General features: G+C 48.4%; 24 protein-coding genes. 13 read left to right on the top strand and 11 right to left on the bottom strand.

Annotated elements, in window-relative coordinates:
• Positions 1–80 precede the first annotated feature (80 nt).
• Both BEN74_RS19070 and BEN74_RS19065 read right to left on the bottom strand, forming a co-directional pair.
• Entirely contained in the window at positions 81–866 is a 786-nt protein-coding gene (locus BEN74_RS19070; protein ID WP_068908303.1) for a hypothetical protein, read from the bottom strand.
• Between the two features lie 310 nt (positions 867–1,176).
• Positions 1,177–1,629, bottom strand: a complete 453-nt coding sequence (locus tag BEN74_RS19065; RefSeq protein ID WP_068908300.1) for a GNAT family N-acetyltransferase — start codon at positions 1,627–1,629, stop codon at positions 1,177–1,179.
• A 284-nt stretch (positions 1,630–1,913) separates the two neighbouring features.
• On the opposite strand from BEN74_RS19065, the gene BEN74_RS19060 reads away from it, so the two are divergent.
• The 3 genes from BEN74_RS19060 to BEN74_RS19050 are packed head-to-tail and all read left to right on the top strand — an operon-like array spanning position 1,914 to position 3,880.
• On the top strand, positions 1,914–2,918 hold the full coding sequence (locus BEN74_RS19060) for an adenosine kinase (RefSeq protein ID WP_068908298.1): 1,005 nt from the start codon (positions 1,914–1,916) through the stop codon (positions 2,916–2,918).
• Positions 2,919–2,932: 14 nt separating this feature from the next.
• On the top strand, positions 2,933–3,244 hold the full coding sequence (locus tag BEN74_RS19055; protein WP_171404950.1) for a Rieske (2Fe-2S) protein: 312 nt from the start codon (positions 2,933–2,935) through the stop codon (positions 3,242–3,244).
• 18 nt (positions 3,245–3,262) lie between these two features.
• Positions 3,263–3,880, top strand: coding sequence for an OB-fold-containig protein (locus tag BEN74_RS19050; RefSeq protein WP_068908294.1), 618 nt, complete (start codon positions 3,263–3,265; stop codon positions 3,878–3,880).
• Between the two features lie 75 nt (positions 3,881–3,955).
• On the opposite strand, the gene BEN74_RS19045 is transcribed toward BEN74_RS19050, so the two are convergent.
• A complete protein-coding gene (locus BEN74_RS19045; protein ID WP_068908292.1) occupies positions 3,956–4,426 on the bottom strand; it encodes a DUF6231 family protein in 471 nt (156 codons plus the stop codon).
• Positions 4,427–4,460: 34 nt separating this feature from the next.
• Here BEN74_RS19045 and BEN74_RS19040 point away from each other — a divergent pair, with 34 nt between their 5' ends.
• Entirely contained in the window at positions 4,461–5,330 is an 870-nt protein-coding gene (locus BEN74_RS19040; protein ID WP_068908290.1) for a DUF2797 domain-containing protein, read from the top strand.
• 165 nt (positions 5,331–5,495) lie between these two features.
• Here the strand turns inward: BEN74_RS19040 and BEN74_RS19035 are convergent, their stop codons facing one another.
• The 3 genes from BEN74_RS19035 to BEN74_RS19025 form a co-directional block, all read right to left on the bottom strand.
• Entirely contained in the window at positions 5,496–7,361 is a 1,866-nt protein-coding gene (locus BEN74_RS19035) for a SurA N-terminal domain-containing protein (protein ID WP_068908289.1), read from the bottom strand.
• A 130-nt stretch (positions 7,362–7,491) separates the two neighbouring features.
• A complete protein-coding gene (locus BEN74_RS19030; RefSeq protein ID WP_068908287.1) occupies positions 7,492–7,764 on the bottom strand; it encodes an HU family DNA-binding protein in 273 nt (90 codons plus the stop codon).
• Positions 7,765–7,933: 169 nt separating this feature from the next.
• On the bottom strand, positions 7,934–8,407 hold the full coding sequence (locus BEN74_RS19025; RefSeq protein ID WP_068908279.1) for a phasin family protein: 474 nt from the start codon (positions 8,405–8,407) through the stop codon (positions 7,934–7,936).
• A 197-nt stretch (positions 8,408–8,604) separates the two neighbouring features.
• Here BEN74_RS19025 and BEN74_RS19020 point away from each other — a divergent pair, with 197 nt between their 5' ends.
• The 9 genes from BEN74_RS19020 to BEN74_RS19545 all read left to right on the top strand — a co-directional run bounded on the left by BEN74_RS19020 (position 8,605) and on the right by BEN74_RS19545 (position 15,081).
• Complete coding sequence (locus BEN74_RS19020) at positions 8,605–9,258, top strand: hypothetical protein (RefSeq protein ID WP_068908369.1); 654 nt, start codon at positions 8,605–8,607, stop codon at positions 9,256–9,258.
• 113 nt (positions 9,259–9,371) lie between these two features.
• A complete protein-coding gene (locus BEN74_RS19015; RefSeq protein WP_068908277.1) occupies positions 9,372–9,845 on the top strand; it encodes an Rrf2 family transcriptional regulator in 474 nt (157 codons plus the stop codon).
• A 1-nt stretch (position 9,846) separates the two neighbouring features.
• Entirely contained in the window at positions 9,847–11,064 is a 1,218-nt protein-coding gene (locus BEN74_RS19010; protein ID WP_068908275.1) for an IscS subfamily cysteine desulfurase, read from the top strand.
• Between the two features lie 102 nt (positions 11,065–11,166).
• Positions 11,167–11,553: a Fe-S cluster assembly scaffold IscU gene (iscU, locus tag BEN74_RS19005; RefSeq protein ID WP_005010233.1), complete on the top strand. Its 387-nt coding sequence runs from the start codon at positions 11,167–11,169 to the stop codon at positions 11,551–11,553.
• A 37-nt stretch (positions 11,554–11,590) separates the two neighbouring features.
• Positions 11,591–11,911: an iron-sulfur cluster assembly protein IscA gene (iscA, locus tag BEN74_RS19000; protein WP_068908273.1), complete on the top strand. Its 321-nt coding sequence runs from the start codon at positions 11,591–11,593 to the stop codon at positions 11,909–11,911.
• A 100-nt stretch (positions 11,912–12,011) separates the two neighbouring features.
• Positions 12,012–12,527, top strand: coding sequence for a Fe-S protein assembly co-chaperone HscB (hscB, locus tag BEN74_RS18995; RefSeq protein WP_068908270.1), 516 nt, complete (start codon positions 12,012–12,014; stop codon positions 12,525–12,527).
• A 43-nt stretch (positions 12,528–12,570) separates the two neighbouring features.
• Positions 12,571–14,430, top strand: coding sequence for a Fe-S protein assembly chaperone HscA (hscA, locus tag BEN74_RS18990; protein ID WP_068908268.1), 1,860 nt, complete (start codon positions 12,571–12,573; stop codon positions 14,428–14,430).
• Between the two features lie 16 nt (positions 14,431–14,446).
• Positions 14,447–14,785 carry an ISC system 2Fe-2S type ferredoxin gene (fdx, locus tag BEN74_RS18985; RefSeq protein ID WP_068908266.1) on the top strand — a complete coding sequence of 113 codons (339 nt, stop codon included), beginning with the start codon at positions 14,447–14,449 and terminating at the stop codon, positions 14,783–14,785.
• A gap of 158 nt (positions 14,786–14,943) precedes the next feature.
• Positions 14,944–15,081 carry a hypothetical protein gene (locus BEN74_RS19545; RefSeq protein WP_162898213.1) on the top strand — a complete coding sequence of 46 codons (138 nt, stop codon included), beginning with the start codon at positions 14,944–14,946 and terminating at the stop codon, positions 15,079–15,081.
• Between the two features lie 86 nt (positions 15,082–15,167).
• Here the strand turns inward: BEN74_RS19545 and BEN74_RS18980 are convergent, their stop codons facing one another.
• The 5 genes from BEN74_RS18980 to aspA all read right to left on the bottom strand — a co-directional run bounded on the left by BEN74_RS18980 (position 15,168) and on the right by aspA (position 23,383).
• Positions 15,168–16,622 carry an adenylate/guanylate cyclase domain-containing protein gene (locus tag BEN74_RS18980; RefSeq protein ID WP_068908264.1) on the bottom strand — a complete coding sequence of 485 codons (1,455 nt, stop codon included), beginning with the start codon at positions 16,620–16,622 and terminating at the stop codon, positions 15,168–15,170.
• A gap of 59 nt (positions 16,623–16,681) precedes the next feature.
• Complete coding sequence (locus BEN74_RS18975) at positions 16,682–17,116, bottom strand: HIT domain-containing protein (RefSeq protein WP_068908262.1); 435 nt, start codon at positions 17,114–17,116, stop codon at positions 16,682–16,684.
• Between the two features lie 217 nt (positions 17,117–17,333).
• Positions 17,334–20,792 (bottom strand): transcription-repair coupling factor, encoded by a 3,459-nt coding sequence (gene mfd, locus BEN74_RS18970; RefSeq protein WP_068908260.1) that lies wholly within the window; start codon positions 20,790–20,792, stop codon positions 17,334–17,336.
• Between the two features lie 428 nt (positions 20,793–21,220).
• A complete protein-coding gene (locus BEN74_RS18965) occupies positions 21,221–21,580 on the bottom strand; it encodes a hypothetical protein (RefSeq protein WP_068908258.1) in 360 nt (119 codons plus the stop codon).
• Positions 21,581–21,934: 354 nt separating this feature from the next.
• The gene (aspA, locus tag BEN74_RS18960; protein WP_068908367.1) at positions 21,935–23,383 is read right to left on the bottom strand and encodes an aspartate ammonia-lyase; all 1,449 of its coding nucleotides are present in this window, start codon (positions 23,381–23,383) and stop codon (positions 21,935–21,937) included.
• Between the last annotated feature and the right edge of the window lie 367 nt (positions 23,384–23,750).

The following is a 23,750-nucleotide window of genomic DNA, read 5'->3' as shown; positions in this document are numbered from 1 at the left end:
GGTCAACATTTCAATGCCATCAAAACCAGCGCCAACGCGCCTTTTGCACTGCCGGAACATTAATGAGGCGCCGGCTTTCTTTAGCCAGTGCGCCTTGCCTCCTGACGCTTAGCCCAGTGAACGCACAGCATAATCGCCAGCAGCAGCACGGCTGAGGCTGCGAAACGGCTTAAATCCAGACCGCCGGAACTGACGGGCTTGTCCAGAAAATCGCCCACCACTGCGCCCAAAGGCCTGGTCAGCACGAAAGCCGCCCAAAACAGCAGTGTTTTTGAAATTTCAGTAAAATAAAATAGCGCCACAACCAGCAGGATTAAAGCCGAAAATAAAACCATGCCGCCAGCATAGCCCAGCCCGGCGCTGTCTGCAGACCAGTCGCCCAGCGCTGTGCCTAAAGTCTGCGAAAAAGTAATGGTCAGCCAGTACAGCCATTCTGCACGCGGCCGCTGCAGCGCATAAGGCGAAATGCTGCCCTCCACTGTGCGCCAAACATACAGTGTGGCGATCAGCAAAGTCAGCAATATGGCGCTGCCGCCGAAATAGCCGATGCCCAATGAGCGGTCCAGAAAATCCGCCAAGGTTGTGCCTACGGTCGTGCTGGCAATAATGGTGAACCAGTACAGATAGGGATGATAATGTTTCGCGCGGATCTGCAGGCAGACAAGGCCAATAAAAATGCCGGCGAAAATAAATGTGCTGGTCAAATAGCCCAAATTCAGCGACATCGACAGCGCATCGCCTGCGGTTTCGCCAAAGGTCGTGGCAAAAATTTTTGTCAGCCAGAAGAGCGCGGTAATTGGCGGCACTTTGGCTAAAAGCCGGACTGCGCTTTGATGGTCATTTGCGGATGGAACGGGAATGGGCATGCGCTTGATTCTTATATTAAAGGATAAGAATCATTGTTGAATGCGCAGCTTAAATTGAAATTAAAAACGTTGAGGATTTACAGCTTAAAAGCGCTGCATAGTTCCGGCTTGAACCGCAATGCAGCGCAGAAATATAAAATAGTTCTCTTGCGCCATATATGACTCAAGAGAAGGTTAGGATGAGGGAGTTTTTTAATAAAATCCTCACCCTGAGCGGTATTCTGCGCAAGTCTCCTTAAAAAGGAGAGGGAATTCTCATTATGAATTAAATATTGTTTGAAAAATGACTTATTGAAAGAAGTCTAATGCATCAAACAATCAGATATTTAAAATAATTATAATTTGGATGGCTTTCAACAAAAACATAATTATGCTTTTGATAAAAATGCGCAGCGGACTTGGTGTCAGTATTCAAGCAAAGCGCTGCATAAAACGGGCGCGCCTTTTTCTCCAGCTCCAGCAGCAGCTGCTTGCCGACCCCATGCTGGCGGTACTGCGGATGCACATAAAAGCGCCGAACCCGGCCAATCCGGTCTTCTACGCCGGCATCGCCCCACTGCTGATTCAAGCCGCCGCAGCCTACCAGCTTATCGCCGTCATAAGCCAGCAGCAGGCACTCGCCGGTCTGGTCAAAACGGTTTTTGCCGCTTTCAAATTCCTCGATTAAACGCTGAATAAATGCATAGCCTTCTTGATTTGCCAAAGCTGCTAAATTTTCGATGTGTTTTGGCAATTGTTCGGCTTGACGAATACTTATTTCCATATACCCACACTTTTTAATCTAATGATCAGTTAATATTTTTCAGCGGCGTCAAAAGCTGAAACAGCGAAATAACCGTTGCGGTCTATGTAAATAAAAATTCAGGCATTGATCAATAGCAAAGAGAAACAAATCCACAAATAACGCAAAAAAAAGCCTCATTTTTGGCAATATGCCTAAAAAACCGGCGCAGATGCAGGCGCAATGAATTTTACTCAACAAACTTCAGCAAACCTGAGCATTGGTGTAAACTTAGCGCTTTCATTTTTTTGATGTGACTGAAAAACATGGCGACTGTTGATCTTTTTGCAATTGGCAATGCATTAATTGACCAGGAATTTAAAATTTCTGATGATTTTCTTATTCAGCAAAACCTGCAAAAAGGCACAATGCAGCTGACTGACGGCGATACTCAGGCTGCGCTGTACAGTTCCCTGCAGGCCAGCCAAGTCTATAAAGGCCAAGCTTCCGGCGGTTCCGCAGCCAATACAACCGTAGCATTCAGCGCATTAGGCGGTTCCGCATTTTACGGCTGCCGCGTCGGCAATGATGACCTGGGGCAGATTTACCTGCAGGGCTTAAATGAAGCCGGCATTCAAACCGCTGCGCAGTCCATCAGCGAAGGCGTTACAGGCACATGCATGGTGCTGGTCAGCCCGGATTCAGAACGCACCATGCACACCTATTTAGGCATTACTGCTGAGCTTACCGATGGCCAGATTAATTTCGCGCCACTGCAGGCAGCCAAATGGCTCTATATTGAAGGCTACTTATCGACCAGCGATTCTGCCCGCGTTGCGGTCAAGCAGGCGCGCGAAATCGCCAAAGCCAACGGCGTTCAAATTGCTTTAACGCTGTCAGACCCGGCGATGGTGATGTACGCGCGCCAAGGCCTGGATGAGCTGCTGGATGACGGCGTAGACCTGCTATTCTGCAACGAGCAGGAAGCATTAATGTACACCGAGACCCAAAGCATTGAAGCGGCGCTGGCGAAGCTGCAATCACTCAGCAAGCACATTGTCATTACATTGGGCGCAAAAGGCGCGTTAATTCATAACAATGAGCAGACATTTACTGTTTCCGGGCGCAAAGTCACTGCCGTAGACGCCAACGGCGCCGGCGATGCATTTTCAGGCGCTTTCCTTTATGCATTAAATGCCGGCTTAGGCTATCAAACCGCGGCGGAACTCGCTATTCTGATTTCCAGTGAAGTTGTTGCGCAGTTTGGCCCGCGCTTAGACATCGGCAGCTATGCGCAGCTGCTGCAGAACTTTCAAAAGGAATGCGCCTAATGCATAAAATCTGCATGACCGAAGATGTGCCGGAACGCGAAGCGCGTTCCTTTGAAACGCCGGATGGCGACACGATTTTCATCACCCAGCGTGACGGCGCTTTTTACGCCTATCAGAATCTGTGCCCGCATTTGCAGGTTGAATTGGAATTTTTAGAAAACCAGTTTTTAGACCGCGATCAGGAATACATTGAATGCTCTACGCATGGCGCGCTGTTCATGGTGGAAACCGGCGAATGCATTTCCGGCCCATGCCAAGGTCAAGCGCTTGAAAAAGTAGAAATTACCGTGCATTCTGATGGCGGAATTTACCTTTTAGAAGCATAAAACCCGCAGGATGCTGCCATGCCAGAGTTTCTTACAGAATACAGCTTAATTCCCTTTCATTTAAGCCTGATCGCTGTTCTGCTGCTCGGCATGGCGGAAACCATCGGCTACTATCTGAATTTGCGCCCAAGTGTGCTTTTTAAAAAGTTTTCACCTAAGCGCTTAGATGAGCTGCCGCTGCTGAATGTTAAGTTTTCTAAAACATTAATCTTGTTTTTCCTGCTGATGAATTTCAGCTTTGCAGGCTACTTCCTGCAATTCTGCATTTATTCCCGTGAATTGGCCTTTTTTCCGGCCTATTATCTGGTGCTGCCGGCGCTGATCATTGCTATTTTTTTCACAGTTTTCATGATTCATTGCCTGGATCAGGTCATTCCGCCCAGGCAGATCAGGCAGCAGGTCAACCTGCTGGGGCGCTTAGCCACCATTTCCAGCGGCAATGCCCGGCCGGGCTTTTCCGCTCAGGCGCGGGTCAGGGACGAATTAGGCCAGCTTCATTATGTGCAGGTTGAGCCTGAATTCGGCGAACTGGAATTCCAGTCGCAGATTATCTTAATCCGGCTGAAAAAATCGCATTATATCGCCAAAAGAATCTGCGCTTCCAACCGCCTGTTTCATTTAGATTCAGGCTCTTAAGCTGTAAAAAATGGCTGGAACCCTGCTGCATACAGACCTGCGGATGAGCATCATGCGCTTGCGGAAAATCCGTCGCTACCAGCGGAACTTATTCCAGTTTTCAGGGTTGGCCCAAAACTTGGAATTAAACCAGTCCGGCACATGCTTATAGGTCAGAATATTAAACTGCCACAAGGCGAAATCGCTGCCATGCGCGGTTTTATCAATCAGCTGAGTAAAGCCCAAAGCGCGCAGCAGCTGCTCATCCTGCAGCCGGCTGACCACCACAATGCGCTTTGCCATTAAATCCCGCAGCTTAACCAGCAGCTGCGACTTGTCCTGACTGGAGGCATCGGCCATTTCCGCCGTATTCAGCAGCACAAACCCCAAGTCATAGCGCCGGTTAAAAGGCAGACTTAAAAACTCAGATACGCTAAAATAGCGCCATTGAATTGATTGATTATTGCCGTATTGTTCAAGATTCTGTCCAATACATAATGCAGTTGAAATCGGCTGTTCTTTAGATAAATCGTCTAGCATCGAAGTGATGACATTTTGTTCAGCCATAACTGCATCCCTATTATTTAAGCGAGTATTCTTTATGGAACTACAAGGCATTTGCCATAAAATGCATGCAGGCCTCATAGACCGTAGTGTAACTGATCAGCAGACGCACAAGGCGAATGTAGAATACAAATTTATTCTGGACCGTTCAGAAATTGAGCTTCCTTTCAGCCTTGGCCAGGAAATTGAAATTGAAGCGACAGGCAATATTTACTGTATTTCCTGCGGAACTAAAACGCCAAAATCCTATTCGCAGGGCCACTGCTTCAAGTGCTTTAAAACCAAAGCGGCATGCGATATGTGCATTATGAAGCCGGAAACCTGCCACTATCATTTAGGCACCTGCCGCGAAGACAGCTTTGCGCATGAGGTCTGCTTCCAGCCGCATATTGTCTATCTGGCCAATTCCAGCGCTTTAAAGGTCGGCATTACCCGCCTGGGCCAAATGCCGACACGCTGGCTGGATCAGGGCGCAACCCAAGCCCTGCCGATTATGCAGGTCGGTTCCCGCCGCCTGTCCGGGCAGCTGGAAATCATGTTCGGCACGCAGGTTGCCGATAAGACCGACTGGCGCAAGCTGCTGAAAGGCGAAGCTGAACCGATTGATTTAATTGAAATCCGTGAACAGCTGGTCGAAGAATTCGCGCCGAAAATCCAAGCCATCCGCGATGAATTCAGCCAAAATCTGCAGTTCAATGAAACCGTAGAACTGCTGAATGATGAGCGCCCGCGCGAATTCATTTACCCTGTAGAGCAGTATCCTGAGAAAATCAAATCGCATAATCTGGATAAAACCCCGATTATCCGCGGCAAGCTGCAAGGCATTAAAGGCCAGTACTTAATTCTGGATACCGGCGTGATCAACATCCGCAAATACACCGGCTACGAAATTAAGATCCGCACCTAATCTTCCGCCCTGTCCACGCAGCCGGAAATACGGATGCTTGGCCTGACGCATTTCTGATTTCGAGGCATATTCAGCTTTTCGCCTCAGCACAATCAAACAGCAAAAGCAGATGCAAAAAAACCAGCCCTCGGGCTGGTTTTTTCTTTTCAATGATAGCTTCAGCGCTTACTTGATTTTCGCATGCTCTTTCAGGTAGCGGGTGTAATCATCAAATTCCTGCTGGCCGCGCAGCTGCTGGTACAGCTTAGACAGTTCATTCAGCTGGTCGCCGGTCAATGCATTAGATGTGGTTTTATTCACGCCGGTAACCGCCACAACAACCAGTTCATTTGGCAGGCTGGCCGTCGTCACAGACCAATGGCCAGCTTTTGGCGCAGCCACACTGAATGCAGCACGCTGAATTTCACGCTTCAGCATGCCGTCCGCACGGGTAAATGTGCCTGCGCTGACAAAATTAAGGCCCGCTTTGCTCACCGATGCTTCAGGCTTAGTTTTAAACTCATTCAGCGCAGTTTGAATTTTCGCTTTGGCCGCATCAAAAGCCTTCTGCTCAATGAGTTTTGCAGTGACTTGCGCCTTAGCTTCCGCCAAAGTCTGCACGCCGGCAGCGTGATAATTGCGGACTTTCACCCAAACCGCATCGCCATTCGCCAGCTGAATGCTGCTGGAAACATTGCGGTCGCCGTTTTTAACATCATCATTAAACAGCTTCACTTTCACATTTGCATCGCTCAGCACCGGATGCACCGAAGAAAGCGTTAAGCCTTTAATAGACTGAACCTGAACACCTTTTACTTCCTGAGTAATCACGTCAAGCGCATCGCTGCTGACTACCATGTCATTCAGGCTGTTGACGGTATCAGAGAAAGCATTGGCATTTTTAGCGCTTAACACTTCCTGCGTCAGGCGGGCTTTTTCAGCTTCAAATGCCGGCACCTGAACAGCTGCTGCCGAGGTTTCTACAATGTGATAGCCGTAAGTTGTTTTCACCGGCGCAGAAATCTGGCCCGCTTTCAAACCGGCAACTGCCTGGTCAAATGCATCGCCAAATACGCCTTTTTGGTAGACTGCAATGGCGCCGCCTTTATTCTTCGATTCAGGATCTTCAGAATACTGCGCTGCAGCCTGAGCAAAAGATGCACCCGCTTTAATTTCAGCCGCCGCTTTTTCAGCTAATTTCTTCGCTTCAGCATCGGTGCGGCCATCCGCCGTAATTAAAATATGCTTCACCACAGGCTGAACGGCAGCCTGCTGCTTCTGCACAAATGCGTCATAAGCCTGCTTAAGCTCCGCATCGGTCACTTCATTTGAAGCGCCTTTCACATTGGCCGGAGAAAGCACCACAAAATCTACATCAACGCTGGTTCCCTGCTTAAACATTGACGGATGCTTTTTATAATAGGCAGCAATTTCAGCTTCAGTGACTTTCACGCCGCGCTTATAATCATCCAGCTTAATGCTCGCCAGCTGCAGCGTGCGCTGTTCAGTCTGCAGATCAGCAATTTGCTTGATATCCACCGGGCTGACCAGCGCATAATCCATAAATGTTGCGGAAAGCATTTTCAAAGCGTGATCTTTACGCAAATTTTCAATAAATTCACGATTGGTCATGCCAATCGATTTTAAATAATTAGAAAACAGTTCTTCTGAGAATTGGCCATTTTGCTGAAAACTCGGCTGCTGCCGAATCATCTGCACCAGTTGCTGATCGCTTAGGCTAATGCCCAGCTTATCGGCCTGCTGCTGCAGCAGCTGGCGCGAAATCAAAGTTTCCATGGCTTTGTTATTAATGAAATTCTGATTCAGCAAAGTTTCATCGCCCTTCGCATACGCCAGATACTGCTCTTTCAGCGAACTGGTCAGTTGCTCCACCTCTTTTTCAGAGATATCCGCGCCATTCACTGACTTCACCGCATCTTTTGAACCGCTGCTAAAATATCCTTCAATACCTACAAGCGCTAAAGGGGTCAAAAACAAAATGAGCAGAACTTTGCCCAGCCAGCCCTTAATGACTTTGCGAAAAGATTCCATAAGTAATCCAATATTTTATTTGCGGAGAATTTTAACTGAAAACCAGCAATGAATGAATGCGTTAAAGCGCTAAATCACATTTATCAATAAAAAACGCGCCAAAAATGGCGCGTTTATAAGCTTAATAAATTTAAGCTACAGAATCTTTCAAGCCTTTGCCCGCTTTGAAGCTTGGCACTTTGCTTGCTTTGATTTCTAAAGCCGCGCCAGTTTGCGGATTGCGGCCAGTGCGCGCTGCGCGCTCTTTAACGCTGAATGTACCGAAACCAACTAAAGTTACAGTATCGCCAGCTTTCAATGCTTCAGTAACAGAGGCAATCGCCGCGTCTAAAGCCTTGCCTGCGTCAGCCTTAGATAAACCCCCTTTATCTGCAATAGCATCAATTAATTCTGATTTATTCATGAAAATTACGTCCTCTTAATATCGTTTATTTAAGGTTCAAGAAGTTGTTTAGATTGCCCTAGCGCCTTTATAGCAATGCTTTAGGGGGAAACGCAATACTCCCGAACCTCTTTTTTTGCAAAAACATGACGGGAAAAACCCTAAAAAATGAATAATAGCGCACAAAACTCTATTTTTTAGACAATTGCGCCTGAATTTTCCGCTGCTCTTCCGCCAAAAGGTCAATTTTCGCATGCAGCTGCAGAATCATTTTTTCCAGATGCTGCAAATCCTTAGCCGCCACCAGCCCTAAGCGGTTTAAAGAATGGTTGACGCCGTTATCCAGCAGCTTTTCGACTTTGTCTTTGGTGTCGGTGACAGATTCTTTAGCTTTTTCAGTGACTTTCTCTACAGCCTGATCTGCGATATCTGCAGTTTTAGACTCAAGCTCCTCGCCCACTTTGACCAAAGAATCAAAAAGCTTGTTTCCTTCTTCTTCAGCGCGTGAAAATGCGCCTAAACCGGCCAGCCAAATCTGCTTGGTGTATTTGCGGAAATCCAGCACGGACTTGCGGTCAGGATGATGGCGGAGCTTGGATTTTATATGTTTTTCAGACTGATCCTGTTCCGCCGCTTCCGGCTCAGCTGGGTTTATTTTATCCATATAATGCACCGTTCCTCATGATTTTATGAGCAAATTTATACGTCAATCTGCAAATTAGCACTATAATAGCAAACTTAAGGCTTGATAGATTTGCAAAACTGTTCTACAAAGCAACTTAATTCATGTGTTTTTGGTTTAATCCTGAAATCACCCGCGGGCAGGACGCTCATTTGTTTCAGGTAAGGATTGTTTTTTTTATGAGTGATACGCAACAAAAACAAAATCAATCAAACCCACATTTGCTGCTTACAATGACCCTGATTGTTTTGGAAACCGTGTTCAGCTTTATTTTAAAGCATGACCGTGTTGTGGCGCTGCAGGCGAAAAAGTTTGTAGATGAAAAAATTGCAGTAAAAATAAATAGCTATATTCCTTATTTTGACTTTTACGTTCAGTTCACCGAAAACGGCATGCTGTTTGATGACAAAGCGCCGGAAAAAGCGGTGGATTTAGACGTCCGCACCACCCTGATGGATCTGATTAAAATCTTTGTTTTCGGCAACCGCCGCAGCATTAAAGCCATGCGCATAGACGGCGACATGGTCTTAAAGGATGAGTTCCGCGACCTGCTGTCTTTATTTAGCCTGCCGAAAGTGCTGGCGGACTGGAAGCACTGGCTGACCGAACCGGCGGATGACCAGGACATTACCTCATCCAAAAAGCGCATTGCGCCGCTTTTGGAAAAAATTGACCAGCAGCGCTCAAAGATCAACACCCTGCAAGTGGAAGTCAAGCAGTACAAAAACCGCATCAAGCGCATCGAGCGCCGGCAAAAGCGGATAAACGCAGTGTTTTCAATAATTACGGTTCTTTTAACTGCGTTATTAGTGTATAATTTTTGGATTGGTTAAATATATAATTTTTCTGCAAAAATAAAACAGAACAAACAGTCTTAAAAAAACTTGACTATTTTAGTCAGGATTCTTAAAATCGGCACATCTAGTCTAATCATGTGTATCGAATCATGCGCTTAACAACTCGCGGTCGCTACGCAGTGACTGCTCTACTTGATCTAGCTTTGCAGCCAACTGAACAAACGATCACCCTTGCGGAAATTGCGGCGCGCCAGACAATTTCTGTTGCCTATCTTGAGCAGTTATTTGCGAAATTAAAGCGCCACGGCTTAGTTTCAAGTATCCGCGGTGCAAACGGCGGCTATCATTTAGCCCGGAGCGCTGAAGAAATCACTGTGTTAGCAATTATTGAAGCTGTAAATGAAACCGTCGATGCTACCCGCTGCGACCATAAAGGCAACTGCCAGAATGGCGCGATGTGCTTGACGCATGATTTATGGCAGGAACTCTCCCACCACATTGCCGATTATCTTGCAAAAATCACCCTTGCTGACCTTGTAGCGCGTGACAATGTGCAAACCGTTGCCATCCGCCAGAATTCTTCAGGTTTTGATTCAGCCCTTTTATCGGTTACAGGTATTTGACATGAAACGTCCTATTTATCTTGATTATGCAGCAACAACCCCTGTAGATCCTCAAGTTGCAGAACGCATGATGGAGTGCCTGACCTTTGACGGCACATTCGGCAATGCAGCATCGCGTTCGCACGCTTACGGCTGGCAGGCGGAAGAAAAAGTAGAATACGCGCGCGAACAGGTCGCAAACTTAATTAAAGCTGACCCGCGTGAAATTGTCTGGACCTCCGGCGCGACTGAATCTGACAACCTTGCGCTTAAAGGCGTTGCCCAGTTCTACGCATCTAAAGGCAAGCACATCGTTACTTCTAAAATTGAGCATAAAGCGATTTTAGATACATGCCGCGAGCTGGAAGAAGAAGGCTTCGAAATCACCTATATTGAGCCGCAGGAAAAAACCGGCTTGATTACTCCTGAAATGGTTGAAGCTGCAATCCGTTCAGACACCATCCTTGTTTCCCTGATGATGGTGAACAATGAGATTGGCACAGTTACCGATGTGGCAGCGATTGGCGAGATTACCCGCGCTAAGAAAATCTTTTTCCATGTTGATGCTGCGCAGGCTGCAGGCAAGGTTGAAATTGACCTTTCTACAATGAAAGTTGACTTGATGAGCTTCTCCGCTCATAAAATCTACGGCCCTAAAGGCATTGGCGCTTTATTTGTACGCCGCTCTCCGCGCGTGCGCGTGAAAGCGCAAATGCATGGCGGCGGCCATGAGCGCGGCATGCGTTCAGGCACGCTGGCAACACATCAAATTGTCGGCATGGGCGAAGCGTTTGAGCTGGCTGGAAAAAATCTGCAGGCAGAACAGGACCGCATCCGCGTGCTGCGCGACAAGCTGTGGAATGGCCTGCAAGGCCTTGAACAGGTGTTCTTAAACGGCCACCCGACGCAAAGCGTTGCAAACTACTTAAATGTCAGCTTCAACTTTGTTGAAGGCGAATCACTGATGATGGCGCTTAAAGACGCTGCGGTTTCTTCAGGTTCTGCCTGCACATCCGCAACGCTTGAGCCATCTTATGTGCTGCGCGCGCTGGGCCTGACCGATGAGCTGGCGCACAGTTCAATCCGCTTCAGCTTCGGCAAATACACCACTGAAGAAGACATCGACCACGTTCTTGAAATTACTAAAGCAGCTGTTGAGAAATTGCGTGAACTTTCTCCGCTTTGGGACATGTATAAAGAAGGTATCGACCTTTCTACTGTTGAATGGGCTGAGCACTGATTCATCCCGCTGAGATAGCTTTAAACTAAGGCTATCTCATTGAAAAATGTAATTTCACCCCCATATTAATATTAGGCTGACCCCGAGGTTTGGAGAAGCATCATGGCTTATAGCGAAAAAGTAATTGATCATTACGAAAACCCTCGTAATGTTGGCGTTTTAGACAAGAACGCTGAAAATGTTGGCACCGGCATGGTCGGCGCGCCAGCCTGCGGCGATGTAATGCGCCTGCAGATTCAGGTTGATGACAATGGCGTCATTGAAGAAGCGCGCTTCAAGACTTACGGCTGCGGTTCCGCAATTGCATCCAGCTCACTGGTAACTGAGTGGCTGAAAGGCAAAACCCTTGATGAAGCGCAAGCCATCAAGAACATTGACATTGCAACTGAACTTGCGCTGCCTCCTGTAAAAGTGCACTGCTCTGTGCTTGCAGAAGACGCCATCAAAGCCGCTGTTGAAGACTATCGCAGCAAAAAAACTAAAGCTTAACTGCTTCAGGTTTTGAAGTAAGAATAACGGAGTTTTCATGATCCATTTAACTGAAAATGCTGCTGCTCATATCAGCAATTACCTAAAAAATCGCGGTAAGGGTGAAGGCATTCGCGTTGGCGTGAAAACTTCAGGCTGTTCCGGTTTGGCTTATGTTCTTGAGTTCGTTGACGAAATTGATGAACATGATCAAACATTCGAACAGTTTGGCGTTAAAGTTTTTGTCGACCCGAAAAGCCTGGTCTATCTTGATGAAATGGAGATGGACTACGTTAAAAACGGCTTAAATGAAGGCTTCGAATTCAACAACCCGAATAAAAAAGGCGAGTGCGGCTGCGGCGAGTCTTTCACTGTTTAAAGCCCATTCCCCGTTTTGCATTAAAACAGTGTAAAATACGCTGTTTTAATTGCATTTAATGCATACTTTTTTTGCACATCAATCGCGGATCAATTCTCCCATGAATCATTTTGAGCTGTTCAACCTCCCCGCAGCACTCGATATTGATTTAGCGGCTTTAAAAAATGAATTTCTTAAGCTGCAGCAACAATATCATCCAGATAAAGCCGAAGACAAAGATCAAGCTTTGATTAAATCAAGCGAAATCAACCAAGCATTCAAGGCTTTATCTAATGTTGACAGCCGCGCGGCCTATTTGCTGAGCTTAAAAAAGCAAGACCACCATCTTGATCAATCCATCAATGACTTTGAATTCCTGCAGTCCGCTTTAGAAATCCGCGAACAGCTGGATGAAGCCGGCTCTGCGGATGAACTGGTTTCATTAAAAACCGAAGTGCAGCAGTGGATTGCAGGCCTGGTGCGCGAATTCAAAATTGATTATGCTGCTGAAGACTGGGCTGAAGCGCGCGATACCGTGCGCAAGCTGCGCTTCTTTGTCAAAGTCATGGCGGACATCGACAAAGCTGAAGACCGCTTGCTGGATGATGACAGCTTTGATTTAGATGATGATTTTTAATCTTACCTGTTTATAAATATTTAAGTTCTAAGGATGTAACACAATGGCTCTCTTGCAGATTGCGGAACCAGGTCAATCCAGCGCACCGCATGAACATCGCATTGCGATTGGCATCGATTTAGGCACCACTCACTCTTTGGTTGCCACGGTTCTTTCAGGAAAAGCCAAAGTGCTTCATGACCAGCATGGCCGGGTATTGCTGCCGTCCATAGTTCATTATGCCGAGAACAGCACCGAATACGGTGATGCAGCCAAACCGTTCATTACTGCGGACCCTAAAAATACCATTGTTTCCGTTAAGCGCTTTATGGGCCGCTCCAAAGCGGACATCAAGTTCCAGCACCCTTATGCTTTGGCTGGCGAAGACAATCAGATGCCGGCGTTTGAAACTGCGCAAGGCCGCAAAACTCCGGTTGAGATTTCTGCGGAAATTTTAAAGCAGCTGAAAGACCGCGCCGAAGAGAGCCTGAGCAACCCGGTGAATGGCGCGGTAATTACCGTTCCCGCCTATTTTGATGAAGCGCAGCGCCAAGCCACCCGCGACGCGGCGCAGCTGGCCGGCCTAAATGTGCTGCGCCTGCTGAATGAGCCGACAGCGGCTGCGGTTGCTTACGGCCTGGATCAGGAAAGCGGCTTAGCGCATGACCGCAACTATGTGATTTATGACTTGGGCGGCGGCACTTTTGACGTGTCGATTTTGCGTTTCTCGCAAGGCGTATTTGAAGTGCTTGCCACCGGCGGGCACACTGCGCTGGGCGGCGATGACCTGGACCGCCTGATTGTGAAATGGGCGAAGAAGCAGCTGAATATTGAAACACTGGATGATGCTGAATTTGCGCATTTTGTTGTCGCCGCGCGCAAAGCCAAAGAAGCCTTGTCTGATGCTGAATCTGTTGAGCTTAAAGTTCTGGATCAGCATCTTGCCTTAGACCGCCCAACCTTTGAAACGATTATCAAAGCCGCTTTAGACAAAACCATCAGTGTCTGCAAGCGCGTGATGCGCGACGCTAAGCTTGAACTGGATGATATTCAGAATGTGGTTCTGGTTGGCGGCTCAACGCGCTCTTATGCGGTGCAGAAAGCCGTGCGCGAGGTCTTCAATCAGGAACCGCTTTGCACAATCAACCCGGATGAAGTGGTTGCGATTGGCGCATCAATTACCGCTAATCAGCTGATCGGCAATTCCAAAGACGGCTCGCTGCTGCTGGATGTCACCCCGCTCTCGCTAGGCTTAGAAACCATGGGCGGTCTGGTGGAGCGCTTAATTTCACGCAACACCGCAATTCCAGTGGCGCGCCGTCAGGAATTCACCACTTATCAGGACGGCCAAACTGCCATGCTGATTCATGTAGTGCAAGGCGAACGCGATTTAGTCGAGCACTGCCGCAGCCTTGGGCGCTTTGTTTTGCGCGGCATTCCGCCAATGACTGCGGGCCAAGCGCGCATTGAAGTGACATTCCAGGTTGATGCAGACGGCCTCTTGACCGTTTCCGCCAAAGAAACCACTTCCGGCGTGCATGCGCAAATTGACATTAAGCCTTCTTATGGCCTGTCAGATTCAGATACTGAGCGCCTGCTGCTGGACGGTTTCAAATTCGCTGAGGAAGATAAAGCCCTGCGCCATCTGCAGGAAACTAAAGTCGAAGCGAAGCGTGAACTTGAAGCGCTGGAACAGGCTTTAAAGGCGGATGCCCCGCTTTTATCAGCAGCGGAACTGTCTGCCCTGAATCAAGCCAAAGCGCAGCTGGAAATTCAGCTGGAAAGCGCCGAAATTAAAGCCATTGAAAATGCTGTAGAGCAGCTTAAAATCCACAGCGACGCTTTTGCAGCCGCGCGCATGAATCAGCACATCGATGCCGCATTGAAAGGCACCAAGCTCGACGACTGGTCAAACTCAAACTAATTTATAGGTAAAGACTATGCCACGTATTAAAGTACTGCCTCACGCAACGATTTGCCCGAATGGCGCTGAGTTTGAAGTTGAGCAAAATGCCAATTTATGCCAAAGCCTGCTGAATAACGGCATTAAAATTGAACATGCCTGTGATATGTCTAAGGCCTGCACCACATGCCATGTGATTGTGCGCAAAGGCTTTGACGGCTTAGATGAAATGGATGATATTGAGGCGGATCTGCTGGACCGCGCCTGGGGCTTAGAACCGGACTCTCGCCTGTCTTGCCAAGTGAAAATTGAAAATGAAGACCTGGAAGTGGAAATTCCTAAATACACCATCAACCATGCTTCAGAAAATCACTAAGCTTCAGTTAAGCTGAAGCTTAGCTCATAAAAAAGGCCGCTGTATAAAAAAGCCAGCCAATTAAGGAATTGACCGGCTTTTTCTTTTTTAACTCTAGAATTTATTTGATACGCGGAAGCGTCATCCGCAACCTACCTGGTCTTTAAAATTGACTGTTTTTGCAACAACATTATTTAGATGCAGAAAGTGAACAGGTTTCGCGGATGACAAATGCTTTTGGTTCTTTTGGCGAAACAAAAGAACAAAACGAGCTCCAAAAATTCGATTTAAAAACGGTAAAACTCCGCCGTGAATAACCCAAAAGGTTAAGAGGTTTACAGCGAAACTCCTTAACTGATCAACACTAGCCTCTGCAGCGGTCTTTTTAATGCGCTAAATAACATTAAGACTTCACATCTTCCACAATCACTTCATCTTCCAGATTCAGCTTCACAATGCCTTCCGAGTTAGTCATTCTCTGCTGGGTCTGCAGGCGCTTAATCATTTTTTCCAGCACCACAATCAGCTCAGGATATTCAAAATTCTGCACTTCATCCAAGTTCAGCAGCAAGTGGAAGCCTTTATACTCATAATCAAACCAGCGCTGATAGTCGGTTTTCTTCGAGGTGTATTTTTCCATGACCTGCCATGTGCGCACCGGGCCTTTAATGCCTTTCAGGTAAATCGGCGCTTTCGGCGCGCATAGGTAGTCATTTTTCACCAGCTGATGGGTGTCATCAGAAATCAGGATTTCATCGACTTCCGCGGCGCTCTGCAGGCGAGCCGCCAAGTTGGCATCGCGCCCGACAATGGTGTACGCCATGCGGTGCGCAGCGCCGTAGTTGCCTACGTGGCAATAGCCGGTACTGATGCCCATGCGGATATGCAGCGGCGGATAGCCCATTTTAATCCAGCGCTCGCGCAGCAGCTTCATTTGCTGGCGCATCACCATGGCCATTTCCAGGCAGATTTTTGCGTCCTGCTCTACGCCTTGGCTGTGCGGATCGCCAAAGAAAATCAGGATTGCATCACCCATGAATTTATCAACAGTCGCTTCATACTGCTTGGCGATTTCAGTCATATGGCTGAGGTAGTCATTCAGCAGGAAGGCCAAGTCATCTGGGATCAGCGTTTCAGAAAGTTCGGTAAAGCCTTGAATATCTGAAAAGAAAATAGTCAGTTTTTTACGCTTGTATTCAATTTTCGCTTCCGACTCGCCTTTCATGATGGACTGCCAAAGCTGCAGCGGCGCGTAGCGACTCAGCTGGTTTGCAAACTCCATGTAGCGGTTCATCTGATCAAAATAATGATCTTTTTTCTTCGCCATGAATTGCACTTGGCTGCGCTGATAAAAACTGCCGACGCCGAAATAGGTAATCAGGCAGATGAAGCCTAAAACAGTCAGCTCACTGCTGGTCGGCTCAAAGTATTCATGAAAGCCGAAAACAAAGATTGTGGAACTATAAAAAACCACAATGCCGATCAGGCTGGCCAAGGACACCATCAGAAATGAAATTTTATTGCTGATGGCTGCGTAGAGCAAAGCGAAAATCGCCAAAAAGGTCAGCACTAAATTCAAGTGCACCGCGGCCAGCATGACCGCAATAATCACAATATCAATAATGAATAAAACGGTGCGCTTTACTTTATTATTGTAGCGGTAGACCAGCCAGCGCGACAGCTTGGGTGTAACCAGCAGCGCGCCCAGCAGGAAAACCGGGATATAGATTTGATACTGCGTGTCCGGCTGAGTGTAGTGGTAAACGAGCGTGACCAAAGACAGCATCACGTACCCCATCAGCCGATGGAAGTACTCAAACTGCTTCGGTTCTTTTTTGATCCAATCGTCTAGCGGCACACACTCACTCCTTGCAGACAATCACAGCCATATGTCCCTAATATGGTCCGTTTTCAGGATCAATCCATACGCCAGTCAAACGGCATGTCGCCTTGACCGCGGAGCGCAAGCATCAGGGTTTGACGCATATGCGCCAGCACATCATTGCTGTAAGGAACAGCAGGTGTGCCCCAAACCGGTTTAGGCCAAGCCACATCGTTCTGATAGCGCACAACGTGGTGGAAATGCAGCTGCGGCACCATGTTGCCCAAAGCAGCCACATTCATTTTGTCTGCGCGGAATACGCGGGCTAATTGGCTGGACAGCCAGCTGGATTCGCGCAGGAACTGTTCCTGATCCGCCTGGCTTAATTCATACAGCTCTGTAATGCCGGGTACGCGGGGAACCAGAATAAGCCACGGAAATTGCATATCATTCATTAAACGACATGTTGACAGTGGAAAGTCGCCTACATAAAACGTATCTTGCGCAAGTTGCGGATGTAAACTAAACATATCTTTATAAATGATGCAAAATTAAAATGATGCCTAATACTATCACATCCTTATGGACGTGAATATTATCAGCCATGTGTTTCAGTATAAATAACGCTTATTTAACTTGATCTGCGTCACAGCTTTATCTTGAATAAATTGCTGCAAAAACCCGGTGTTTCCGGCAAGCGCGCCAGCATGCGCCGGACTTTTGCGGCAAAAGCCCGCAAACCCTGACTTAGTGCAGTTCTTTCAGCAAGCTGTCCAGCAGATCATGCAGGAACTGAATGCGTTTATCGTACTCTTCCAACATCACCATTACCTTCAGGCGCTGCCCGCCTTCCATCCTGAAGAAGGTCGGATGCTTCTGCATCATCTGGATAATGCTGATGGCCTGCACCGGAGTATCCGGCAAGAATTCAATATGCCCGCCATGGCTGCTGATGTCTATTTTGGTAATGCCCAGCTGTTCGGCTTTCAGCCGCACCTGATGCACAGCAAACAGCTGCTTCACCGGCTGCGGCGGAATGCCGAAGCGGTCTATCAGCTCCATGCGGATATTGTCCAGCTTTTCAGCGCTGTCCGTGTTGCTGATGCGCTTGTAGAACAGCAGGCGCTGATGCACATCGCCCAGATATTCATCCGGAATTAAGGCCGGCATGTGCAGGCTGATTTCCGCTGTAAGCGAAAGCGGCGCATCGAAGTTTGGCGTTTGGCCTTTCTGGATGGCTTTGGTGGCTTTTTCCAGCATTTCCATATACAAGCTGTAGCCAATCGCCTGCATGGAGCCGCTTTGCTGTTCGCCCAGCAGCTCGCCTGCGCCGCGGATTTCCAAATCTTCAGTTGCCAGCATGAAGCCCGCGCCTAGGTTGGCAGCGCGCTGAATGGCATCCAAACGCTTTTCCGCATCGCCTTTCAAGCCTTTGATGGAAGGCACCAGCAGATAGGCATAAGCCTGATGGTGCGAGCGCCCGACACGGCCGCGCAGCTGATGCAGCTGCGCCAAGCCGAGTTTGTCTGCGCGCTCAATCAAAATAGTATTGGCATTCGGCACATCAATGCCGGTTTCAATAATGGTTGAGCAGACCAGCACATTATATTCTTTGTGATAGAACTGCTGCATGACCTGCTCCAGCTCGCGCTCGCGCATTTGCCCATGCGCCACGGCCACACGGGCTTCCGGCACCAGTTCACGCAGGCTCTCTGCGGTACGCTCGATGGTTTCCACTTCATTATGCAGGAAATACACCTGCCCGCCGCGCAGCAGTTCACGCAGGATCGCCTCTTTCACCGATTCGCCGGTATGCTCCTGCACAAAGGTTTTAACCGCTAGGCGGCGCGCCGGCGGCGTGGCGATAATGGACAAGTCGCGCATGCCGCTGAACGCCATGTTCAGGGTGCGCGGGATTGGCGTTGCGGTTAAGGTCAGCATATCGACATCTGCGCGCATGGCTTTAATGCGCTCCTTATCGCGCACGCCAAAGCGGTGCTCTTCATCGACAATCATCAGGCCCAGATTTTTAAACTGCACATTTTCCTGCAGGATTTTATGCGTGCCGATCACAATATCGACTTTGCCCTCGGCCAAATCTTCAATGGTTTTGCTGTGCGATTTGGATGTGCCGAAGCGGGATAAAACTTCAATCCGCACAGGCCAGTCAGCAAAGCGGTCTTTAAATGACTCATAGTGCTGCTGCGCCAGCAAGGTTGTCGGCACCAGAACCGCCACCTGCCGGCTGTTCTGCACCGCGACGAAAGCGGCCCGCATCGCGACTTCGGTTTTGCCGAAGCCGACATCGCCGCAAACTAGACGGTCCATCGGCTTGGCCTGCTGCATGTCATGCAGCACCGCATCAATGGCGTTGGCCTGATCCAGCGTTTCCTCATAAGCGAAGCCGCTGGCAAACTGCATGTACAGGCTTTGATCCAGCGCAAAGCCAAAACCCGGCTTGGATTGGCGGCGCGCCTGAATATGCAGCAGCTCCGCCGCCACATCATGAATCTGCTCCAGCGCTTTGCGCTTGGCTTTATTCCATGCGTCGGTGCCCAGCTTATGCAGGGGCGCCAAGTCCGGGTCGCCGCCGCTGTAGCGGCTGATCAGGTGCAGGTTGGTGACAGGCACATAAACCTTGGCGGCATCGGCATAGTCCAGCTGCAGGAATTCATGATCCTGATCGTCAATGCTTAGCGTGATCAGGCCTGCGTAGCGCCCCACGCCATAGTCAATATGCACCACAGGCGCGCCCATGCTCAATTCGGTCAGGCTGCGAATCAGGAATTCTTCGGAAACTTCCTGCTGTCGCTTGCGCCGGCGCTGCACGACACGGTGCTCATACAGCTGATTTTCTGAAATAACGCTGATTTTACCGGTCAGCAGCAGGCCGCGCTCCAAAGGCGCATTGGTAATGGCAACCGCATGCAGCGAATCAATGAATTCTTTAAAATTTGCAACATAAGGAATATCGCCTAATGCCGGGCGCAAGGCATCCTTCAATGTTTCACGGCGCCCTGCGCTTTCCGCCACCAGCAGCACCGGATGGCTGGCATGGTCAATATAGTTTTTAACTTCAGTGAACGGCTTTTCGCGTTTCGGATCGACCGGCAGGCGTGGCGGCGCTTCTGCGCGGATATTCAGCACGCCGGCTTTTTCTTCAAAGCTGTCCTGCGACACAATCATCCGGCCAAAATGATTCAACTGCTCCAGCACTTGGCCCGGCTGCAGAAACAGCTGTTCTGGCGGCAGAATTGGATGATCGGCATTGTGGCGGCGGTCTTCATAGCGGCGCACAGCTTCTTTCCAGAATTGCGCCAAACCCTCATCCATGTGCTGATCTGTAATGACAATGCCATTCTTTGGCAAGTACGATGTCAGCGCGCTTTGGCTTTGCATGGCTTCCGCGCTGAAAAACAACGGGAAATAAAACTCAATGCCCGGTGAAGCAATGCCTTCCAGCACATCTTGATAAACCGGATTTTTTTTCGGATTGGCTGCTGTAAACTGATCCGCATAGCGGTCACGGAAGACCGAACGGCCTTCCTTTAATGGAAACTCTTTGGCCGGAAGCACGGTAAAATTCTGCAGCGCCTGCGTGGTGCGCTGGGTTTCCGGATCAAAGAACTTCAGGCTGTCAATTTCATCATCAAACAGGTCAATGCGGATGGGCGCGGCCTGCCCTGAAGCATAAATATCCATGATGCTGCCGCGGACGGCAAACTCGCCATGATCATAAACCGTATCGACCAAATGATAGCCGGCCTGGATTAGGCGCAGCTTTTGCTGCTCCAGGTCAAACTTCTGCCCTGCGCGGATATCAAAATGTTCGCCCAGAACCCAAGACGCCGGCGCTACGCGCTGCGCCAAGGTAGATGCTGACAGCAGCAGCACGCCTTTGGCCGGCATATTGGATAAAATCGCCAAACGTTCGGAAACGATGTCCTGATGCGGTGAAAGGCGGTCATAGGGCAGAATTTCCCAGTCAGGGAAAATAACCGGCTTAATGCCGTAAAATTCCAGCTCACTTTCCAACTGCGCCAAGTGCTGATTGCTGCGGGCCACAATGATGAACAGCTGCTTGGACTGTTCGGCAATTTCTTTAAACAGCAGCCCCGTCGCTGAGCCTTGGAGATTGCCAATCCAGCGTTTTTCGCCCGCTTTCAGCCGGGCAAGGTTCAGTTGGGAAATTTCTTGTTGGAACATGTATATAGCTTTAAAGTCTAAACAACCTGAGGCTTATTTTAGCACGTTGTTTTTATTCCTTGAGCTATTTTTGCCAGCGCACAAAGACCGCCAGCAGAATCATCAGCATATAAGTAATGCCAGTCAGTTAAGAAACTGACTGGCTTTTTCTTTTTAAATTCTAGAATTTATTTGATACGCGTAAGCGTCATCCGCAACCTATCAGGCTTTTGAAATGGACTGTTTCTGCGATAAAAGCTGTTCAAGTGCAGAAAGTTAACAGGTTTCGCGGATGACAAATGCTTTTGGTTCTTTTGGCAAAACAAAAGAACAAAACGAGCTCCAAAAATTCGATTTAAAAACGGTAAGACTCCGCCGTGAATAGCCCCAAAAGTTAAGAAGTTTATGGTGAAACTCCCTAACTGATCAGCATTAAGCATATAATGCGCTTATTTTCGCTCGCGTATGAAATTGCGGTAATAGTCATTCAGGATTTTTACAATCCGCTTAAATTCCAGCAGGTTTTCTTCAGAATTGCCCACATGCGCAGCAAAACGCTGGCTGGCGATTTCCAAATCAATTTTTTCATTAATAATCATGGCTGCGCCATACAGCGCCTTCAGGTCGTCAAATGCCGACATGCGCCGGTTGGATAAATACTCCAGGCGCGCAGACAGCGCTTCATTCAGCACAACGCCGCCGACACTATAGCCCTTGCCTTGCGCATACTCAATTTGATGCTGTTCTTTATACAGCTGTTCAGGGCTGGGCTGGCTGCCTTTAAATAAGGCGGAAATTTTATCAAACATGGCAATACAGTTTATTTCATTCGGTGAGGCTATTCTAAAACGGATTGCCGGCTTTAGATCAGGCAGATTGGCAATCATTATAAAAAAGTGGCAAGCAATGCTGAGTGCTGATCAGTGAAAGGGATTTGGAATCAATGTTTCTGAGTTTTAGCAATTTACGGCGCAAGCTGAGCACTTTTAATCAAAGGTTGAGTTTCTTGCTAAGCGATAGCTCCCGCTCCTTGCCGCTTCGGATTGTACTGCAAGCAAAGCAGTATTTTATTTTTGTTCAGGCTTAAAAATAAAAATGCCAGTCAGTTTATTAACTGACTGGCATCCGCACAAAGAGCGCTTTCAATCTGCATCAGCAGTTAATTACGACACTTGCGCAAGGCCCGACTGCCCAGACTGCACTTCAGAAACCAGATTTTCAAAAGCGAAAATCTGATCCAGCTGTGCCTGTGTCAGCAGGTTCTGCTCCAGCACCACCTGCTGAATGGTTTTATTTTCCGCAATGCACTGCTTGCCGATTTCGTCGCACTTGGCATGCCCCAGAATCGGGTCAAGCAGCGTAACAATGCCGACACTGCGCATAACTGCGTCATAGCAAGCCTGCTCATTGGCCTGAATGCCCTGAATGCATTTCGCATCGAGCGTTTCCAGCGCATGGCGCAGCAGGTCAATTGATTCATTAATAGAGACAGCAATCACCGGCTCCATAACATTCAATTGCAGCTGTCCAGCTTCAGCAGCCATCGTCACGGTCAAATCATTGCCAATGACTTTAAATGCAATCTGGTTCACCACTTCTGGAATCACCGGGTTGATTTTAGCCGGCATAATGGATGAACCCGCCTGCAGTTCAGGCAAGCGGATTTCCGCCAAGCCTGTTCTTGGCCCAGAACTCAACAAGCGTAAATCGTTGCAGATCTTCGACAGCTTCACCGCCAGACGCTTCAGCGTGCTGGACAGGATAATAAACACGCCGCAGTCGCTGGTCGCTTCAACATAGTCTTCCGCGCCAATCAGCGGCAAACCGGTGATTTCCTTCAAAGCCTGAACCGCCTCACAGGCATAGCCCTTCGGCGTATTTACGCCTGTGCCGATTGCCGTTGCGCCTAAGTTCACTTCCAGCAGCAGCTGGCGCGTATTGTCAATCAGCTTCAGGTCTTCTTTCAGCAGCGTTGCAAAAGCGCGGAATTCCTGACCCAGCGTCATTGGCACCGCATCCTGCAGCTGCGTCCGGCCCATTTTAACCACAGGCTGGAACTCAACTGCTTTGGCATGCAGGCTGTCAATAATGCCACGCAGCGGCGCCAGAAGCTCATCAAGGCTGTAATACACCGCCAAGCGCAATGCTGTCGGGTAAACATCATTGGTGGACTGTGACTTATTCACATGATCATTAGGATGAATATGCGAATAGCTGCCTTTGCCCAGACCCAGCTGCTCCAAAGCAATATTTGCAATCACTTCATTGCAGTTCATATTGATTGAAGTGCCCGCGCCGCCCTGATAGACGTCCAGCGGGAACGCGCTGCTCCACTGTTCAGGCTGCGCAATCAGCTGGTCACAGGCCTGCTGAATCGCTTCGCTGATTTCAGCGGAGATTTGGCTGAATTTAAGGTTGGTTTGCGCCGATGCTTTTTTCACCTGCGCCAAGGCGCGGATGAAAGGGAGATTTTCGCCGACTTTATGGGCGGAGATTTGAAAATTTTCCAAGGCACGCACTGTGTGGATGCCGTAGTAGCTTTCTGCCGGGACTTCTTTTGCGCCAAGCAAATCACGCTCTATTCTTGTTTCTTCGGATGGAACCGTAATCACTTTAAAAGTACTCGCAATAAAATGCACTAAAATTGTGCATACTAAAATCTTATACCGGCATATGATTTTAAATACAATCAATTGATGCAGATTTTGAAACAATTTATTACAAGTTCCAGTTTTCTGCTGCTAATGTAACATCATGTAATTTTAATGCTTAAAACCGCGCCATGCGGGCTTTAGCGCGGCATAAAAAACAGCCACCCGCAGAGTGCTGACTTTTTCAGGCTGTTCAGTTTTGGAAGCAGGCCCGAAAACGCAGCCGACTATCGCTCTTCGCGCTTTGTATCCAAAATTACATTTCGCTGCAAAACATGGCTATAAATCCTGCCGAAATGTTACAGAGCGTAATTTTATTTTTGTGCTT

The organism is Acinetobacter sp. WCHAc010034 (assembly GCF_001696615.3).
Classification (GTDB): domain Bacteria; phylum Pseudomonadota; class Gammaproteobacteria; order Pseudomonadales; family Moraxellaceae; genus Acinetobacter.
Note: the sequence above shows the minus strand (reverse complement) of the source record. Positions and strands in the feature narration are given on the sequence as shown.

What these genes read in the sequence shown, in the direction of transcription:
- BEN74_RS19070 (WP_068908303.1), bottom strand. Translation starts at nt 866, where the DNA reads ATGCCCATTCCCGTTCCATCCGCAAATGACCATCAAAGCGCAGTCCGG.
- BEN74_RS19065 (WP_068908300.1), bottom strand. Translation starts at nt 1,629, where the DNA reads ATGGAAATAAGTATTCGTCAAGCCGAACAATTGCCAAAACACATCGAA.
- BEN74_RS19060 (WP_068908298.1), top strand. Translation starts at nt 1,914, where the DNA reads ATGGCGACTGTTGATCTTTTTGCAATTGGCAATGCATTAATTGACCAG.
- BEN74_RS19055 (WP_171404950.1), top strand. Translation starts at nt 2,933, where the DNA reads ATGACCGAAGATGTGCCGGAACGCGAAGCGCGTTCCTTTGAAACGCCG.
- BEN74_RS19050 (WP_068908294.1), top strand. Translation starts at nt 3,263, where the DNA reads ATGCCAGAGTTTCTTACAGAATACAGCTTAATTCCCTTTCATTTAAGC.
- BEN74_RS19045 (WP_068908292.1), bottom strand. Translation starts at nt 4,426, where the DNA reads ATGGCTGAACAAAATGTCATCACTTCGATGCTAGACGATTTATCTAAA.
- BEN74_RS19040 (WP_068908290.1), top strand. Translation starts at nt 4,461, where the DNA reads ATGGAACTACAAGGCATTTGCCATAAAATGCATGCAGGCCTCATAGAC.
- BEN74_RS19035 (WP_068908289.1), bottom strand. Translation starts at nt 7,361, where the DNA reads ATGGAATCTTTTCGCAAAGTCATTAAGGGCTGGCTGGGCAAAGTTCTG.
- BEN74_RS19030 (WP_068908287.1), bottom strand. Translation starts at nt 7,764, where the DNA reads ATGAATAAATCAGAATTAATTGATGCTATTGCAGATAAAGGGGGTTTA.
- BEN74_RS19025 (WP_068908279.1), bottom strand. Translation starts at nt 8,407, where the DNA reads ATGGATAAAATAAACCCAGCTGAGCCGGAAGCGGCGGAACAGGATCAG.
- BEN74_RS19020 (WP_068908369.1), top strand. Translation starts at nt 8,605, where the DNA reads ATGAGTGATACGCAACAAAAACAAAATCAATCAAACCCACATTTGCTG.
- BEN74_RS19015 (WP_068908277.1), top strand. Translation starts at nt 9,372, where the DNA reads ATGCGCTTAACAACTCGCGGTCGCTACGCAGTGACTGCTCTACTTGAT.
- BEN74_RS19010 (WP_068908275.1), top strand. Translation starts at nt 9,847, where the DNA reads ATGAAACGTCCTATTTATCTTGATTATGCAGCAACAACCCCTGTAGAT.
- iscU (WP_005010233.1), top strand. Translation starts at nt 11,167, where the DNA reads ATGGCTTATAGCGAAAAAGTAATTGATCATTACGAAAACCCTCGTAAT.
- iscA (WP_068908273.1), top strand. Translation starts at nt 11,591, where the DNA reads ATGATCCATTTAACTGAAAATGCTGCTGCTCATATCAGCAATTACCTA.
- hscB (WP_068908270.1), top strand. Translation starts at nt 12,012, where the DNA reads ATGAATCATTTTGAGCTGTTCAACCTCCCCGCAGCACTCGATATTGAT.
- hscA (WP_068908268.1), top strand. Translation starts at nt 12,571, where the DNA reads ATGGCTCTCTTGCAGATTGCGGAACCAGGTCAATCCAGCGCACCGCAT.
- fdx (WP_068908266.1), top strand. Translation starts at nt 14,447, where the DNA reads ATGCCACGTATTAAAGTACTGCCTCACGCAACGATTTGCCCGAATGGC.
- BEN74_RS18975 (WP_068908262.1), bottom strand. Translation starts at nt 17,116, where the DNA reads ATGTTTAGTTTACATCCGCAACTTGCGCAAGATACGTTTTATGTAGGC.
- mfd (WP_068908260.1), bottom strand. Translation starts at nt 20,792, where the DNA reads ATGTTCCAACAAGAAATTTCCCAACTGAACCTTGCCCGGCTGAAAGCG.
- BEN74_RS18965 (WP_068908258.1), bottom strand. Translation starts at nt 21,580, where the DNA reads ATGTTTGATAAAATTTCCGCCTTATTTAAAGGCAGCCAGCCCAGCCCT.